The organism is Brevundimonas sp. MYb52 (assembly GCF_002979535.1).
GTDB lineage: Bacteria > Pseudomonadota > Alphaproteobacteria > Caulobacterales > Caulobacteraceae > Brevundimonas.
In genome coordinates, this window is sequence record NZ_PCPB01000001.1 from 360,868 (window position 1) to 376,475 (window position 15,608).

A 15,608-nucleotide genomic window follows, 5' to 3' on the forward strand; every position below is an offset into this window, starting at 1 on the left:
TGGCCGGGGTGGCAGACGGCGCCATCGTCGAAGAAGTCCAGCCGCGTCCTGAGACCAGTTTCGAAATCGGCCTCTAGAACCATTGGCGGGCTCGAAGCGAGGCCAGTCGCAACGGAGGCGGTCCCGAGAGCTCTGATCCCCGACGCCGGATTTCATTTCCAGACTGGACCAGCGACGCGCGTCGTCCAGCGATATGGGTAAACGCTCGCCGACGTGATCAGGCGCGCCGGGCAGGCGGAGAAAGCCATCCTCCCGGCCAGGATGGTTCGCTAGAGGCGGATCAAGGATTGAGGGAGCCCGGGCGTCTTGACCCGGACGGCGTACAGCCCGCCGAGCGAGGGCTGGGCCGAGCGGACGGCGGCGTCCTGACCCAGCCAGGCCGTGGTGCAATAGAGGGTGCGCAGGTCGTCGCCGCCGAAGACGGCTTTCGTCACCGTTCTGACCGGCAAGGGGATCGTGGCCAGGCGAGCGCCGTCCGGCGAAAATCTCGCGACGCCGGATCCGTTGAACAGTCCGACGTGAACCACGCCGTCGCTGTCGACGGAAGGGCCGTCGGGATAGGCCTCCGTGAGTTCGGCGAAGAGGCGCCGGTTCGACAATCCGCCCGCGTCTTGATCGAAGGCGTAGATGCGGCGTCCCAGGGTGTCGTTGAAATACAGTGTCCGGCCGTCTGGGCTCATAGCCGGCCCGTTGGTGACCCGGTATCCGTCGTCATGGCGCGTCAGCGCGCCGCGATCCCAGACATAGAGGGCGCCGCTGTCCTCTCGTTCGCTGTCGTCCATGGATCCGAACCACAGACGACCGTCCGGGCCGACAAATCCGTCATTGAGCCTGTTCTGCGGTCTCTCGGGCTCGATCGTCTGCAGGAATGAAAAGCGGCCTGTGGCGGGGTCAAAGCGGTGCAAACCCTGGCGCAGGCCGCAGATCAGGGAGCCGTCCTCGGCCGGGAGGGCGAACCCGATCTGGTCCGGCGCTCTCCACGAGGTCTTCGACCCGTCGTCCACGCCGTAGCGGTGCAGGGCCTTGCCCTTGATGTCGACGAACCAGACCGCGCGGTCGCTTTCAATCCAGACGGGACCTTCGGCGAGCTGAGCGCGGAGATCCCAGATCAATGTCGGCTCTCGGGACTGAAACATGAGGGTCTCGCGGAAGAGGGCGGCTCTGGCTCGGGCGCGGCCGTGCCCGCCCGGAGGGCGGAACGGGCGGGCGCCGGCCTGTGGCTGGAAAGAGCGCCATGGCGGAAGGCCGTGGCGCCGACGGATTCTGAACGCTGATGGGGCTTTCGTCCATGCAAACGCACCACTGCCGTAAGGATAGTGCGCCTGCAGCGGGTCGCCAACGCGCCGCCTCTGGCCGGCCGGCGCACGCTCTTTGAAGATCTGCACACCGCAGGCGTCGGACATCAACTGGTCTCCGCCGACCTGATCGGCGCAGGCCATCACCGCGGCCGCCTTGGCTTTCATCCGCCGTTCGTTCCAGGTCGCGGCGTCGGCAGTGCGACCGAAGCACAGCCCGTCGCCCTTGCCCGCATCGCTCCGGAGAAAACCGCCGCTGGCGCGTGAAGGCAGGGCGTTTTCGCAGGGGTCAGCCCGGCCTCGGAGCGGTGAGCAAACAGTGGGGAGAAAGCCGGTGGTGATCAGCATCCCGAAAATGGACGGAGCGCGGCCCGATCCCGCAAGGCGGCCAGGCCAGCACGACACAGATGGGGAAAGGAAGGGGGGAGGCGGGCGCCTTTCCGGATGAGGCGTGAAGCGACCTAGGAGTTTGCCATGCGATCTGTGTCGAGCCATGAACCTGACCACCCCGGCCGTCGCCGTACGGCTGCCGATCACCCGCCGCTCGAAGAACTGGCTGAGCGGGATCTGCTTGCCCTGATGCTCAGTCGGGGCACGTCTCTTCGGGATCCCTGGCTCGCCGCCGGCAACCTGCTCGATCGGTTCGGCGCCCTGGCCGCCGTGGTCGCAGCGGACGCGCCGGAACTGGCCCGTACGCCAGGTCTGGACGGCGACGCCGTCGCCAACCTCAAACTGCTTCGACAGATATGCGTCCAGCTGGTCCGGTCCGAAGTGGGCGCCAGGCCCCTGATCTCTTCCTGGAAAGCGTTGCTGGCCTATGTTCGCGTCGCCCTGGCTCACGAACCCCGTGAGCAGTTTCGGGTTCTCTTTCTGGACAAGCGAAACGGTCTGCTGCTCGACGAGTTCGTGGCCCATGGAACCGTAGACCACGCACCTGTCTATAACGCAGGCCCAGGCCGTGTCGCCCGCCTGGGTCGCGTGCCCGACATCGCCGAGACCCGCGACTATGTGGCCACGGTCGTGGACTGCTACCTCGCGCTCAGCGCGGGGCGGCGGCTGACCAGTTCGCGCCAATGCGCCTCCAGGGAGACGGGGCGATGATCCCGGATCGCGATATTGAAGGGGAAGCGCCTTCGACGGATGGGGACGAGGATCTGCTGACCCGCGCGGAGGCCTCGGCCTTCCTGGCGCTGCTGGGAGTCCGGCTCAAGCCCGCCACCCTCGCGCGTCTCTGGTCGACCGCGTCCAACGGCCCGCCGTGCCGACATATACGCTCGAGGCCCTATTACCCGCGCGGATTGCTGCGGGTCTGGGCGAAGGCCCAGATCACCGAGGTGAGGACCGGCGCGCCCCCGGCGGCCAGGAGCCGCGGCCGTGCGTGAGAATGGCGTTCTCCATCGCCCGACGCTGGACGGGCTGCTCGCGGATCCCACGACGCGCTTCGCCCTGAAGTCCGTGATCAAGGCCTGGGCCGGACGGGATGGCCTCGATGCCGAGCATGACGCCCGTCTCCTGCATGCAGCCCTCGTCACGACCGTCGACCGTCGACTGGGTCTGGCGCCATGAGTTTCCGGGTGGATGGTGAAGCCGTCGATGCTGGCGGACCTGAGGATCGGCTGCTGCCATGGGGGCGCGTCCGGGACATAGCGGGCATCAGCCGGACCACGGCGTGGCGGATGCAGCGGAGCGGTGATTTTCCGACCCCGGTGCCGGTGTCGCCGGGCCGGGTCGGTTGGTGGGAGAGCGAGCTCACGGCCTGGAAAGGGACGCGGGGCGCGGCCAAGCCGCTGGCCCCGCCTTCAAGTCCGCGGCTGCCCGGCATCCCGCGGCGGGCGCCAGGGCGTTCCATGACGGCGCCATCGGATGGGGGCAGGGCACGTGAGAGCGCGGCGGAAAGTCCGATGAAACAGCCCGAGAGGCGGCCGGAACGTAAGCAGCGCGCACGCCCGGTCCATGTCGACCAGATCGACTTCGGCTTCTAGATGATCAAGCTTTGCCTTAAGAAGGGGGCGTGGGGGCGACCGACCTCGCCTTCACAGACAGTTCGGACCGTCTCTCGCCGAGCGGGGCGAACTGTCGCCAGGTCGCGCGACGGCTGGCTCCGATGGCCCGTTTCCTCGCCTCATGAGATAGGCCAGACTGGTGTTGCGGAATCACGCAACGGGCGCGCGCAGAAATGGCAGATTCCATGACAGGCCAGTCGGGCTTTGAAGTTTATCGCGGCAAGGGCCGCCACGCCCGCAGGATCGGCGCGGCCTCAGGCGGCCTGTTTTTCAACCTCTTCATGGCATGGATGCGCGGGAGGGGTTGAAGCGGGTTGATGGCCGACTTCTAGGTCGGATCCGGATCAAGTTCTCCGAATTCGCGTCCGACTTGTCTCCCGCGGACGGTCTTCATCAGGTCGGCATTCAGGCGCGGACGATCCCAGGCGGTCGTGGCGGTGCGTACCCCCGCCAGTTCTTCGGGGAAGTTCAGATAGGTGAAGACTCGATCCACGACCTCGATCATCAGGGTCCTCATCTCGTCATCGGAAATCCGGCTGACTTTCGTCCAGGGAATGTCTCCGTAGGGCGTTACGACTGTCACGTCCGTGTAGTCGCCGGCGGCGGAGCGGGGGAACGTCCCGGCGTGCAACGTCTCTAGGCCGGTGTTGCGCACGCATGTTTCCACGATGGCCAGCGCGAGGCGCTCCGTGCTGCGTTGCTCCCCCGCAGTCGTCTCTTCGGTCAACGGCCTGCCTCCATGTCAAACCTCTTGTGGGCGGAGCTCATTGACGCCCGGTTGGGGTGCAGCGCCGTCGCCCCGAGGCGTGGCAGAGAGTTTGACTTCTATCATAGACCGTCCGCCGGCTGACGTTGGCCCAGGTTAGGCGTTGCTATCCCAAACGCAAACATGGGCCTCCCTTCTGGCCGCTGCCGCCAAATCCAGCTTCCGGGGTTTCAGACAACGTTTTCGATGTTATGGCTTCTCGTCCGCGCAGAGCCTGTCTCGTTCGAGGCGTTTCGCCGGAGTCGAGTGTCGCCGAGATTTTGGCGGCGAGGCCATTGAATGCCGAGCATCCGCGCTGCGGGTGCAACGGCCTGGGCGTTCGCCCAGACGCAGGAGCGGGTGATGACGGACGTCGCAATCGTTGGCTGGGCGCATTCGCCCTTCGGCAAACTTGAGGCCGCAGATCTCGAAAGCCTTATCGAGCAGGTCGCGCACGGGGCCATCGTCGACGCAGGGCTGGATGATCACGACATCGACGGCGTGTTCGTGGGCGTCTTCAACTCCGGCTTCAGCCGGCAGAGCTTCGCGTCCTCCCTCCCGATGAACAGCGCGCCGGGTTTGCGTTTCAAGCCGGCGGTGGGGATCGAGAACGCCTGCGCCACCGGCTCGGCGGCCATCCATGCGGCCAAGGATTTCATCGCCGCCGGACGCGGTCGGTTCGCCCTGGTCGTCGGCGCCGAGAAGATGACCCATGTCACCAGCGGTCAGGCGGGAGACTTCCTTCTGGGCGCCAGCTATCAGCGCGAGGAAGGCGATCTTCCGGGCGGGTTCGCCGGCGTCTTTGGCCGGATGGCGGAAACCTATTTTCAGCGCCACGGCGATCAGTCGGACGCGTTGGCGGCGATCGCGGCCAAGAACCACAGAAACGGGGTGGACAATCCCTACGCGCAGATGCGGAGGGACTTCGGGTTCGAGTTTTGCCGCCACCCCAGCGAGAAGAATCCGTTCGTCGCGGGCCCGTTGAAGCGAACGGACTGCTCGCTGATTTCCGACGGCGCCGCCGCCCTGGTCCTGGCCGACGCCGATACCGCCGCCAGCCTGCGCCGGGCGGTGCGGATCAAGGCGGCGATCCAGGTCAATGACTTCCTGCCCCTTTCCAGGCGGGACGCCATAACCTTCGAGGCCGGCGCGCTCGCCTGGTCGAAGGCCTTCGAGGCGTCAGGCCGGTCTCTGGGCGACCTGTCCTTCGTCGAGACCCACGACTGTTTCACCATCGCCGAGCTCATCGAATATGAGGCGATGGGGCTGACCGAAGCCGGGCAGGGCGCGCGGGCCGTGCTGGAGGGCTGGACCCAAGCCGACGGCCGACTTCCGGTGAACCGCTCCGGAGGGCTGAAGGCCAAGGGTCATCCCATCGGGGCGACCGGGGTGTCGATGCACGTCCTGTCGGCCATGCAACTGTGCGGCGAAGCGGGCGCCATGCAGCTCCCCCGCGCCGATGTCGCGGGGGTGTTCAACATGGGCGGCACGGCGGTCGCCAACTATGTGTCGGTGCTGGAGCGCCTCGACTAGGCGGGCGTCGGATACCGGCTGCTGTCGAGGCCGCGGATCGTAAAGCCGCCATCCACGACGAGGACGTGGCCGGTGACGAAACTGGACTCGTCGGACGCCAGGAACAGGGCGGCGGCGGCGACCTCTTCGGGCGTTCCGAAGCGGCCCAGGGGCATGCGGTCGATCCACTCCTTCTTCACCTGGGGATCGTACATGCCGATGGTGAGCGGCGTGCCGACGGGGCCAGGGGCGACGACATTGACGCGGATGCCGAACGCCGACAGCTCCACCGCCATGATTTTCGACAGAGTGATCAGGGCGCCCTTGGATGTCCCGTAAGCGCTACGCTGACCATTCCCCAGCATTCCCGAGACGCTGCCGATATTGACGATCGAGCCCCCGCCGGCGTCGCGCATGGCTCGCGCAGCGCACTGGCCGACGATGAAGGCGCCCCGCGCGTTGACGGCCATGATGTGGTCGAAAGTCGTCACGGGCGTTTCCAAAAAAGGAATCAACTTGGCGACGCCGGCGCTGTGGACGACCACATCCAGCCGGCCGTGATCGAAAACCACCCTGTCGACGGCGGTCTGGACCGAAGCCTCTTCGGCCACGTCGAGCGGCATCGCGACGACCCTGTCGGCTTCGACCCGGGTTTCCGCCACGTTGAGATCGCCGATGACCACCACTGCGCCTTCGGCCCTGAGGCGTTCCGCGACCGCCGCGCCGATGCCTGAGCCGCCTCCCGTGACAAGGGCGGTCTTTCCGGCCATTCGGCCTGCAAGCGAAGTCATATCGGCAGTCATGCGAGGGTCCTGAACGGTTGTCGGCATAAGGTGACAACGTTTGCAGGGATTGACAACGCGGCGCCGCCCGACCGATGAGGGGGGCAAGGATCCAGTGAAGGTCCGCGTGAGGCGCGTGCGGCCGATCACGCTGGCCCGGGCGTCCACGCCTGGTGACCAGATGCGATCAAGGGCCCACGTCAGGGGGCTTGGAGACTATGGACATCCTGATCTGTCTGGCCGCTCTGGCCGCCTTGATCGTGCTCGCCTATCGCGGGTTCAGCGTCATTCTGGCGGCGCCCCTGGTCGCCATGGCGGCGGTGCTGCTCGTCGACCCGTCGGCGGCGCCCGCAGCCTTCAGCGGCCTCTACATGGACAAGCTCGCGGTCTTCGTGAAGACCTATCTGCCGCTGTTCCTCCTTGGCGCTCTGTTCGGCAAGCTGATCGAACTGTCGGGCGCGGCGCGCGCCATCGTCAGCGCGATCACCCGACGGTTCGGGCCGCAGCACGCCATTCTCGCCATCGCCATCGTCGGCATGGTGCTGACCTATGGCGGGGTGTCGGTCTTCGTCGTGGTTTTCGCGACCTATCCGTTCGCCGCCGAGATGTTCCGGCAGGCTGACATTCCCAAACGGCTGATCCCGGCCACGATCGCACTGTCCGCCTTCACGGTGACCATGGACGCCCTTCCGGGCACGCCCCAGATCCAGAATATCATCCCGACGACCGTCTTCGGCACGACCGCCTACGCCGCGCCTGTCCTGGGCGTCGTGGCCAGCATCTTCACCGCGGGCCTGTCCTTCGCCTACCTCGTCTGGCGCCAGCGCCGCGCCGCCGCCGCCGGTGAAGGCTACGGCGATCACACAATCAACGAGCCCGAGGCCCGCGACGACAGCGGACGACCGAGCATGCCGCTGGCCCTGGCGCTTCTTCCGCTCGTCTGTGTGGGGGTCGGTAATCGCGTGCTGCTGACGGTCTTGGAGCGCAGCTTCGGCGAATCCGCCTCGGCCGTGCTGAACCCCGCCATGGCCGCCGCGCCGATCGTCATGCCCCTCAAGGCGAATGCGGCCGTCTGGGCGGTCGAAGGCGCTCTGATCCTGGGCATCCTCGTCACCCTGATCATCGGCTGGAAGGCTATTCGCGAGGGCTTCGCCGCCGCCTCCCAGGCCGCGGTCGCCGGCTCGCTCCTGGCCGCCTTGAACACGGCCTCCGAATACGGGTTCGGGGCCGTGATCGCCGCTCTGCCGGGCTTTCTCAAGATCGCAGACAGCCTGTCGAAGATCAGCAATCCGCTGCTGAACGAAGCGGTGACCATCAACATCCTCTGCGGCATCACAGGATCGGCGTCCGGAGGCCTGAGCCTGACCCTGGCCGCGTTCGGGGACCGGTTCATCGCGGCGGCTCAGGCCCAGGGGATCCCCATGGAGGTCATGCATCGGGTCGCGTCCCTCGCGTCCGGCGGCATGGACACCCTGCCGCACAACGGCGCGATCATCACCCTTCTGGCGGTGACGGGGCTGACCCATCGCCAGGCCTACAAGGACATCTTCGCCATCACCCTGATCAAGACCGCAGCGACCTTCGTCGCGATCGGGGTCTTCTACGCCACCGGCCTGGTCTGATCCGGCCGGCCTTCCGAGTCCTCTGGAGACCCTGGAGCGGCAGTATCTCGAGGGGGCTGATCGAGATCGAGTTCTGCCCGCAGGGCGCCCTGGCGGAGCGCCTGCGGGCCGGAGGGGCCGGCATTCCGGGCTTCTACACACGGACCGGCTTCGGCGCCCCGGCCGCCGAGGGCAAGGAGACCCGCGAGTTCGAGGGCGAGACCTAGATCCTCGAACGGGGCGTTCGCACGGAGCTCGCGATCATCAAGGGCTGGAAGGCCGACACGACGGGCAATGTGGTCTTTCGCGGGGCAACCTGAACGCCGGCAACAGCCTGTTGTCGTCCCGTCCTGACCCAAAAGTCGCGTTTTTCGACCGAACAGAACGCAAAGTTCTTGTAGACAACGTTTTCTGCGTTAAGGTTTCTTGGCTGCGTAAGACAGCGAGGGAGGTTATGTCGGTTGAATGCGGCGGGACGCCCCGGCGCGATGTGGGCCTGTTTCGGCTCCAGCAGCGAATCGGACGCTGTGCAGTTTTCTGAGCATTTCATCGCCGCGTAACCGGGGCCGCGCCATTGGCGCGCCGCCTGCAATCCGCGCGCATTTTGCGAACCCGCCAAAGCGCGTTCGCCGACCAATCATAGCCGGCAAATCGGCAGATCCAGAGGGGACACCATGAAGAGGCCAGTTCAGTTTCGCACCCATCTTTCCTGCGGCGCAGCCGTCGTAGCGATCACGCTTGCGGCCGGCTCGGCGACGGCGCAGACCGCGCCGGCCCAGGCGCCTGCCCAGACTCCGGCCCCGGGTGAAGCCACCGAAGTGGGGGATGTGGTGGTGACCGGCACCTCGCTGCGCGGCGTGGCGCCGAGCGGCACCAATGTCGTGGTGGTGACCCGCGAGGAGATCGTCGCCACCGGCGTCAGCAACGCCAACGACCTGCTGGCGCGCGTTCCCCAGATCACCAACCAGTTCAATACCGTGCCGGTCGCCGTCGGCGGCAACGGCAACTCGACGGTCGGCCCGAACATTCGCAATCTGGGTTTCGGCAGCTCGACGCTTGTGCTGTTCAATGGCGAACGCGTCGTGGGGACCGGCATCACGAGCACCGGGGTCGATCCTTCGGTGTTCCCGCCTCAGGTCCTGCAAGGCGTCGAGGTGGTTCCTGACAGCGGATCCTCCGTCTACGGCTCGGACGCCGTCGGGGGTGTCATCAACTTCATTACGCGCAAGCGCTATGACGGCCTGGAGGTGGTCGCAAAGGCCGGTCTGGGCGACGGCTATGAGACCCGTGAAGTCGGCCTCCTTGGCGGCCGGGACTGGGGTTCGGGGTCCGCCGTCCTGGCCTACAACTACGCCAGTCACAGCAATCTCTTCGGAGCAGACCGGGACTATTTCACTGCCGATCAGGTTCCGAACGGCGGCACCGAGCAGCGCACGCTGAGCTGCACGCCCGGAAACATCACGATTGGCGCGGTCAACTACCGCATGGACACGCGGGCTCCGGGCTTCAGCTACTGCGATCTGCCCAAGTCGCTTGACCTGTATCCTGCCGAGGAGCGGCACAGCTTCTACGGGGCCTTCACCCAGGCCTTGGCGCCTAACGTCGATTTCGACGTGGTCAGCTTCTACTCGGACCGCAAGATCGACAGGATCGGCGAAGGCCTGGGCGGAAATATCGCCGGCAGCGGGACGATCACCGCCGCAAACCCCTATTTCCGCCCGATCGGCGCGGAGGCGAGCCAGAACGTTTCGTTCGACTATTCGAGCATTACCGGCGGGCAGCGCCACGCCACGGTGGATATGACGGCGTTCGGGATCATCCCCAGCCTTACGGTGCGACTGGGTGACAACTGGCAGGTCCGCGGCGTCCTGAACTATGGACGCAGCACCACCGAGACGCTGTCCCCCACCGTCAACACCGCCGCCCAGGCCGCAGCCCTGGTCGGCTCCACGACGGCGACCGCGCTCAACCCGTACAATCTCGCGGCCACCAATCCGGCTGTTCTGGCCAACATTCTCAACTACGCCAGCTATGGAGATACAGTTCAGGACCTCGTGTCCGCCCGCGTCGTGGCCGACGGGGTCGCCTTCACCAACTGGGCCGGCGACGTGCGGCTGGCCGTCGGCGCGGAATATCGCAACAACGGCATCGACACCGAGACCGGCGAGGGCGTCATCGGCGGCGCCCCGACCTTCCAGGGCAAGGATGACCGGACCCTCAGGTCCGTCTTCGCCGAGACCTTCGTTCCCCTTCTCAGCGACGCCAGCCCGATCGGCTCGGCCGACATCAATGTGTCCATTCGCCATGACGACTATGACGTGATCGGCGGGACGACCAACACCAAGGTCGGCGTCAACTGGCGCCCCTCTGACCAGCTGCGTTTCCGCGGCACCTGGGGCACGTCGTTCATCGCGCCGGGCCTGTCGGCGTCCAGCAAGGCCGCCGACCAGGCCATCCAGGTCGTTCCGGTCAGTCCCTACCGGGCTGCGGGCTCGGCGCCGTTCGACATCCTGCGTCCCACGATCATCATCGCAGGCTCCAATCCCGACCTCAAACCCGAGGAGGGCGAAAGCTACACCCTCGGCGCCGACTGGACGCCGTCGGGTTCCCTCGAGGGATTCAAGGCCAGCGTCACCTATTATAATATCCAGTTCACCAACGCGATCTCGATCCCCAACATCCTGCTGGGCCCCGCCTTCTATTCGAACCCGTCCTATGCACCCTATTTCACCCTGAGCCCGACCCAGGCCCAGGTGGAGGCCGCGGTGGCCGGAAAACGCCTGGGCGGCGCCAGCAGCATCGCCTCGCTCTACGGCGGCCCGTTCCCGCCCTATGTGCTGCTCGACCTGCGGTCCCAGAATCTTGGCACGGTGAACGTGTCCGGTCTCGACTTTGAAGCCAGCTACCGGCACGACCTGTTCGGCGGCAAGGGCTCCGCCACACTCGGCGGGACCTACAACCTCGAGCGAGAGACGCGGATCACCGACAACGATCCGTTCCAGGATCGCCTGGCCGACAGCACGCCGGAGTATCTGCTCGCGGCCAGCCTGGGTTGGTCGCGTGGTCCGATTGTGACCAGTCTGATGGTCCAGCACACCGATGGCTTCAAGGTGGTCGCTGTGCCGAACCAGACCTCGGTCGACAGCTTCACCACGGTCAACGCCTTCGTCGCCTATACGCTGCCCGACCAGGGGTGGTCGAAGGGCTCGCAGCTCACCTTGAACATCGACAATGTGTTCGACGAGGATCCGCCCTACTTCAACTCGCCCACCGGCTACGCCAACGGGCAGACCCTCGGCCGGGTCTTCACGCTCGGGATTCGAAAAGCCTTCTGATCTGAAAAGCTCCTGAAGCCTGGACGGGCCGGCGATCCTTCGCCGGCCCTTTTTTTGGGTCCGTTCGACCAGGAGGGGCTGTCGGGCTCAAAGGCGCGGCGACCGTCCCGGGCGGAGCGACTCTTGCCGACCATGCCTCAGAGCGTGCGAAGACGCGCGGATGACGCGCGTTTAACTTGACAACGTTTTCAAAACGTCTGACCCCAAGAACCCTCGGTGGGAGAAGACGGCGACACGCCGTACCGCGCCGGAAGGAGGATCCGATGACCTTGCTGCGCGTGCTCATGACCGCGACCGCCCTGGCGACCGTGGTGTCGCCGGCCCTGGCCCAGACCGCGGTCGCGCCGGCGCCGGTTGAAGCGCCCGCACGCCCCTGGATGGACACCCGTCTCTCGCCCGACGAACGGGCCCGCCTGCTCGTGGCCGCCATGACCCTGGAGGAGCAGGCCCACCTCATGCTGGGTCGGACCGGATATGACGTCTCGGTCCTTGCACCCAATCTGCCCGAGGTGATCCTGGAGAGCGTTCGAACCCTTCGCGCCCTGGGCTTCCTCGGCACGGCCGGGTTCGTTCCAGGCGAACCGCGGCTGGGTATTCCCTCCCTTCACCTGGCGGACGCCACGCTCGGGGTCGCAAACACGGGCGACATGCTGAGGGCAGGGGACCAGTCCACCGCCTTCCCCTCGACCCTGGCCCTGGCGTCTTCATTCGATCCGGCGCTGGCGCGCCGGGCGGGGCAAGCCCTCGGCTTGGAAGCCTTCGCGCATGGCTTCAATGTTCAGCTCGCCGGCGGCGTCAATCTGACGCGCGAGGTTAGAAACGGCCGCAATTTCGAATATGTGGGCGAAGACCCGCTGTTGGCCGGCCTGATCATGGGCGAGCACATCGCCGGGGTGCAGGACGAGCACGTCGTCTCCACCGTCAAACACTATGCGGTGAACCTGCAGGAGACCGGCCGCATGGTGCACGACGTCCAGATCAGCGAGGCGGCCATGCGCGAGTCCGACCTTCTGGCGTTCGAGATCGCCATCGCACGGGGCAGACCCGGCTCAGTGATGTGCGCCTATAACAAGGTCAACGGCCAATACGCCTGCGAGAACCCATTCCTGCTGACCGAGGTGCTGCGCCGTGACTGGGGCTATCCGGGCTGGGTGATGTCGGACTGGAACGCCACCCATTCTCTCGCGCCGGCGGTGCTGGCGGGGCTCGACCAGGAGTCCCCGCAGTTCCCACGGCATTTCAGCGGCATGAAGGCGGCTGTGGACAGCGGGGCCCTCCCGGCGTCTCGCGTCGCCGAATCCGCCCAGCGCATCTTGCGCAGCCTGTTCGCGGTCGGCGTCATGGATCATCCCGCCGCGCCCGGGGGGCCTGTCGACCAGGCCGCCAGCGCCGCTATCGCCGAAGAGATCGCACTGTCAGGCATCGTCCTGCTGAAGAACGACGGCGTCCTCCCGATCGCGGCTGAGGCTAAACGGATCCTGGTCGTCGGCGGCTTCGCCGACAAGGGCGTTCTGTCAGGCGGCGGCTCCTCGCAGGTCATGCCCTACGGCGGACATTACGCGGACACGCGTGGCCTTGAGGGGCTCGAGACCCGCACCGCGCCTGTCTATATCCTGTCGTCGCCGCTCGAGGCGCTTCGGACCCTTCGTCCGGACGCCGAGATTGTGTTCGACGACGGATCGGATCCCGCAAGAGCGGCCGCTGCGGCGCGGACGGCCGACCTGGCCCTGGTCTTCGTCAGCCGTCCCGAGACCGAGGGCAAGGACAGTCCGGACCTGTCTCTGCCCCATGGCCAGGACGCCCTGATCGAGGCCGTGGCGAGCGCCAATCCAAAAACCGTAGCGGTGCTGGAGACGGGCAATCCGATCGCCATGCCCTGGCTTTCCCGCACGGCGGGCGTGCTGCAGGCCTGGTATCCCGGGCAGAGAGGCGGTCAGGCCATCGCCCGGATCCTGACCGGAGAGACCTCGCCGTCCGGCCGTCTGCCGATGAGTTTCCCCGTTTCGGCCGAACAGACGCCTCGACCTGAGCTGCTGGCGGGCGAGAATGTCGTTGGAACCGACGCCTCGTCGATCGATCATCCGTTCGACCTGCCGATAAACGAGGGTTCGGACGTCGGCTACAGGTGGTTCGAGCGATCCGGACAGACCCCGATGTTCGCCTTCGGACACGGCCTGACCTACACCACCTTCGACTACGGCTCGCCGGCCTTCACCGGGGGCGACGGGCTGTCGGTCCAGGTCGAGATCACCAACACCGGTTCGCGCGACGGCGTCGAGGTTGCGCAGCTCTATGCCGCACCGCCGGGCCGGACCCATCGTCTCGTGGGTTGGGCGCGTGTCCCCCTGAAAGCCGGCGAACGCCGGGCCGTCACGATCGCGGCGGATCCCCGGCTGCTCGCTTCCTGGACCGAAGGCGGCCAGGGTTGGGTGCGCACGGGCGGGGTCTACGACGTCTTCGTCGGCCGGTCCGCCGGCGCGCCTGAAAGCGCCGGCGAGGTCACCCTGAACCGCTCCAGCGATGTGCCCCGGCGCATCGCAGGCGACCCTGCCTCCTGACCCGCCCTCGAAAGGACCTTCCGTGAAAATATCCCCGACCCTGGGCGTCTTGATGTCGCTGGCCGCCGTGGGCTCGCTCGCCCTGACGGGCTGCGCGACCCCGGCGACCTCCTCGTCCGCCTCCGTCCAGCCGTCGCAGGCGTCGGCCCGACCGGCCAAGGCCGCCGCCGTTGAGGCCGCTACGGGCGATCCGCAGCGATGCGCGGCTCTGGCGGGCCGTCAGATCGCAGGAACCGCCGTATCCGAGGCCCGGTATTATTCGGTGGGCGAGCCCATGAAGCCGCTAAACCTGCCCAACCGGGTGGACTTTTGCATGGTGACCTTCGTCGCCAAGCCGACCGCCGCCTCCGCGATCAAGATCGAGGTCTGGCTGCCGAACGCCTGGAACCGCAAATTCGTGGGCGTGGGCGGCGGCGGCTTCAGCGGCAGCTACGCAGTTTCGTCCATAGCCCTGACCCCGGCGGTGAGCCAGGGCTATGCGGCGGTCGTCACCGACGCGGGCCATGACGCTTCGGACGATGCGGCCTGGGCGCTCGGCCAGCCCGACAAGATCGCCGACTACGGCTACCGGTCCAACCATATCGCAGCCGAGCTCGGCAAGGCGGTGTCGCAAGCCTACTACGGCGCCGGGGTCGAGAGGGCCTATTTCAAGGGTTGTTCCAACGGCGGTCGCGACGCCCTGATGTTGGCGCAGCGTTATCCTGCGGACTACGACGCCATCGTGGTGGGGGCGCCGGCCCACCGCTTTACCGACCTGATGTCATCGTTCGCGCAATACGGCCAGATGGTCGAGGCGCTGCCCGCAATCGACGCGCTCGCGCCGAAGCTCGCCATGCTCCGGGAGGCCGTGCTGGTCCGCTGCGACGACCGCGACGGTCTGAAGGACGGCCTGATCGCCGAACCTGACAAATGCGCCTTCGATCCGGGCGAGGTCGCCTGCGCCGACGGCCAGACCGAAAACTGCCTCACCGCCCAGGAGCTGGCGCTGGTCAGGACGATTTATCGCGGGGTTTCCACGCCGGACGGCCGCCAGGTCATGCCCGGCCTGTCGCCGGGCAGCGAGTACGAGTGGACGAACTGGGTGGCAGGCGCCAAGGCTGGCGGCCCGGGCATGGGGCGGGAATTCTTCCGCAACATGGTCTACAGCGATCCCTCGTGGAGCTTCGGGCGCTTCGACGTCGCGCGCGACAGCGCCGCCGCACAGGCCCGGGCCGGATCGGATGTGGACGCCGTCGACACCGATCTACGGCCCTTCCTGCGTCGAGGCGGAAAAATCCTCTTCCACCACGGCTGGGACGACGCGGCCATCCCGCCGGCGAGCACCATCGGCTACTTCGAGGCGGCAAGTCGCTCGGCCGGGGGTCTGGCCGACACCTCGATGCGCCTGTTCATGATGCCCGGCGTCGCCCATTGCTCGGACGGGAAGGGGCCGGACTACGTCGACTTCCTGGGGGCGCTGGACACCTGGGTCGAGACCGGCCAGGCGCCGGATCGCCTCGTCGCGGCCAAGCACCAGAACCGTCTGTCGATCTACACGGGCCAGACGCCGACCGTCGTCCGGACCCGCCCCTTGTGCGCCTGGCCGCGGTCGGCGTCCTATTCGGGCTCGGGTTCGGGGGACGACGCAGCCAACTTCGTCTGTCGTTAGGGGGAGAGACCGTTGCCCGTCCCGCCCGAGCCCGGTCCGGCGCCGACGACCCGCTTCGGCCGGGATTTTCGTCGGCCGTCCAGCCGGCGGCTTGGTATCGGTTCACGGACAGGGCGGCGAGCGCGCTCC

Annotated in this window: 13 protein-coding genes; 10 read left to right on the forward strand and 3 right to left on the reverse strand. The window is 66.9% G+C overall.

The genetic code is table 11. The features are described 5' to 3' along the window. Positions 1-269: 269 nt before the first annotated feature. Positions 270-1,643 carry an SMP-30/gluconolactonase/LRE family protein gene (locus tag CQ039_RS16755; protein ID WP_233190107.1) on the reverse strand — a complete coding sequence of 458 codons (1,374 nt, stop codon included), beginning with the start codon at positions 1,641-1,643 and terminating at the stop codon, positions 270-272. 126 nt (positions 1,644-1,769) lie between these two features. Here CQ039_RS16755 and CQ039_RS01730 point away from each other — a divergent pair, with 126 nt between their 5' ends. Genes CQ039_RS01730 through CQ039_RS01745 form a run of 4 tightly spaced genes read left to right on the forward strand, consistent with a single transcriptional unit; the run spans position 1,770 to position 3,277 of the window. Then, positions 1,770-2,396 carry a JAB domain-containing protein gene (locus CQ039_RS01730; protein WP_105562159.1) on the forward strand — a complete coding sequence of 209 codons (627 nt, stop codon included), beginning with the start codon at positions 1,770-1,772 and terminating at the stop codon, positions 2,394-2,396. Then, complete coding sequence (locus CQ039_RS01735) at positions 2,393-2,677, forward strand: hypothetical protein (protein WP_105562160.1); 285 nt, start codon at positions 2,393-2,395, stop codon at positions 2,675-2,677. Before CQ039_RS01730 ends, CQ039_RS01735 begins: the two co-directional genes overlap by 4 nt. Next, positions 2,670-2,861 carry a hypothetical protein gene (locus CQ039_RS01740; protein ID WP_105562161.1) on the forward strand — a complete coding sequence of 64 codons (192 nt, stop codon included), beginning with the start codon at positions 2,670-2,672 and terminating at the stop codon, positions 2,859-2,861. The genes CQ039_RS01735 and CQ039_RS01740 overlap by 8 nt, the downstream gene beginning before the upstream one ends. Next, on the forward strand, positions 2,858-3,277 hold the full coding sequence (locus tag CQ039_RS01745) for an AlpA family transcriptional regulator (RefSeq protein ID WP_105562162.1): 420 nt from the start codon (positions 2,858-2,860) through the stop codon (positions 3,275-3,277). The genes CQ039_RS01740 and CQ039_RS01745 overlap by 4 nt, the downstream gene beginning before the upstream one ends. Positions 3,278-3,626: 349 nt before the next feature. Here the strand turns inward: CQ039_RS01745 and CQ039_RS01750 are convergent, their stop codons facing one another. Continuing rightward, positions 3,627-4,025, reverse strand: a complete 399-nt coding sequence (locus CQ039_RS01750) for a hypothetical protein (protein ID WP_105562163.1) — start codon at positions 4,023-4,025, stop codon at positions 3,627-3,629. 381 nt (positions 4,026-4,406) lie between these two features. Here CQ039_RS01750 and CQ039_RS01755 point away from each other — a divergent pair, with 381 nt between their 5' ends. Next, the gene (locus tag CQ039_RS01755; RefSeq protein ID WP_105562164.1) at positions 4,407-5,576 is read left to right on the forward strand and encodes an acetyl-CoA acetyltransferase; all 1,170 of its coding nucleotides are present in this window, start codon (positions 4,407-4,409) and stop codon (positions 5,574-5,576) included. Here CQ039_RS01755 and CQ039_RS01760 read toward each other — a convergent pair. Continuing rightward, positions 5,573-6,358: an SDR family NAD(P)-dependent oxidoreductase gene (locus CQ039_RS01760; protein WP_199183536.1), complete on the reverse strand. Its 786-nt coding sequence runs from the start codon at positions 6,356-6,358 to the stop codon at positions 5,573-5,575. The genes CQ039_RS01755 and CQ039_RS01760 overlap by 4 nt on opposite strands. Before the next feature lie 197 nt (positions 6,359-6,555). Between CQ039_RS01760 and CQ039_RS01765 the strand changes: the two genes are divergently transcribed. From CQ039_RS01765 to CQ039_RS01785, 5 genes are all read left to right on the forward strand, one after another. After that, positions 6,556-7,959 (forward strand): GntP family permease, encoded by a 1,404-nt coding sequence (locus CQ039_RS01765; RefSeq protein WP_105562166.1) that lies wholly within the window; start codon positions 6,556-6,558, stop codon positions 7,957-7,959. 101 nt (positions 7,960-8,060) lie between these two features. Then, positions 8,061-8,165 (forward strand): CoA-transferase, encoded by a 105-nt coding sequence (locus CQ039_RS16945; RefSeq protein WP_369831538.1) that lies wholly within the window; start codon positions 8,061-8,063, stop codon positions 8,163-8,165. A gap of 447 nt (positions 8,166-8,612) precedes the next feature. After that, the gene (locus tag CQ039_RS01775; protein ID WP_105562167.1) at positions 8,613-11,273 is read left to right on the forward strand and encodes a TonB-dependent siderophore receptor; all 2,661 of its coding nucleotides are present in this window, start codon (positions 8,613-8,615) and stop codon (positions 11,271-11,273) included. Positions 11,274-11,536: 263 nt separating this feature from the next. Next, entirely contained in the window at positions 11,537-13,831 is a 2,295-nt protein-coding gene (locus tag CQ039_RS01780; protein WP_105562168.1) for a glycoside hydrolase family 3 protein, read from the forward strand. 22 nt (positions 13,832-13,853) lie between these two features. Then, positions 13,854-15,479, forward strand: coding sequence for a tannase/feruloyl esterase family alpha/beta hydrolase (locus CQ039_RS01785; protein WP_158255972.1), 1,626 nt, complete (start codon positions 13,854-13,856; stop codon positions 15,477-15,479). The last annotated feature ends 129 nt before the right edge of the window (positions 15,480-15,608 follow it).

Coding starts and splice junctions, on each gene's coding strand:
- CQ039_RS01780 (WP_105562168.1), top strand. CDS start 11,537: ATGACCTTGCTGCGCGTGCTCATGACCGCGACCGCCCTGGCGACCGTG.
- CQ039_RS01765 (WP_105562166.1), top strand. CDS start 6,556: ATGGACATCCTGATCTGTCTGGCCGCTCTGGCCGCCTTGATCGTGCTC.
- CQ039_RS16755 (WP_233190107.1), bottom strand. CDS start 1,643: ATGCTGATCACCACCGGCTTTCTCCCCACTGTTTGCTCACCGCTCCGA.
- CQ039_RS01760 (WP_199183536.1), bottom strand. CDS start 6,358: ATGACTGCCGATATGACTTCGCTTGCAGGCCGAATGGCCGGAAAGACC.
- CQ039_RS01755 (WP_105562164.1), top strand. CDS start 4,407: ATGACGGACGTCGCAATCGTTGGCTGGGCGCATTCGCCCTTCGGCAAA.
- CQ039_RS01745 (WP_105562162.1), top strand. CDS start 2,858: ATGAGTTTCCGGGTGGATGGTGAAGCCGTCGATGCTGGCGGACCTGAG.
- CQ039_RS01730 (WP_105562159.1), top strand. CDS start 1,770: ATGCGATCTGTGTCGAGCCATGAACCTGACCACCCCGGCCGTCGCCGT.
- CQ039_RS01735 (WP_105562160.1), top strand. CDS start 2,393: ATGATCCCGGATCGCGATATTGAAGGGGAAGCGCCTTCGACGGATGGG.
- CQ039_RS01775 (WP_105562167.1), top strand. CDS start 8,613: ATGAAGAGGCCAGTTCAGTTTCGCACCCATCTTTCCTGCGGCGCAGCC.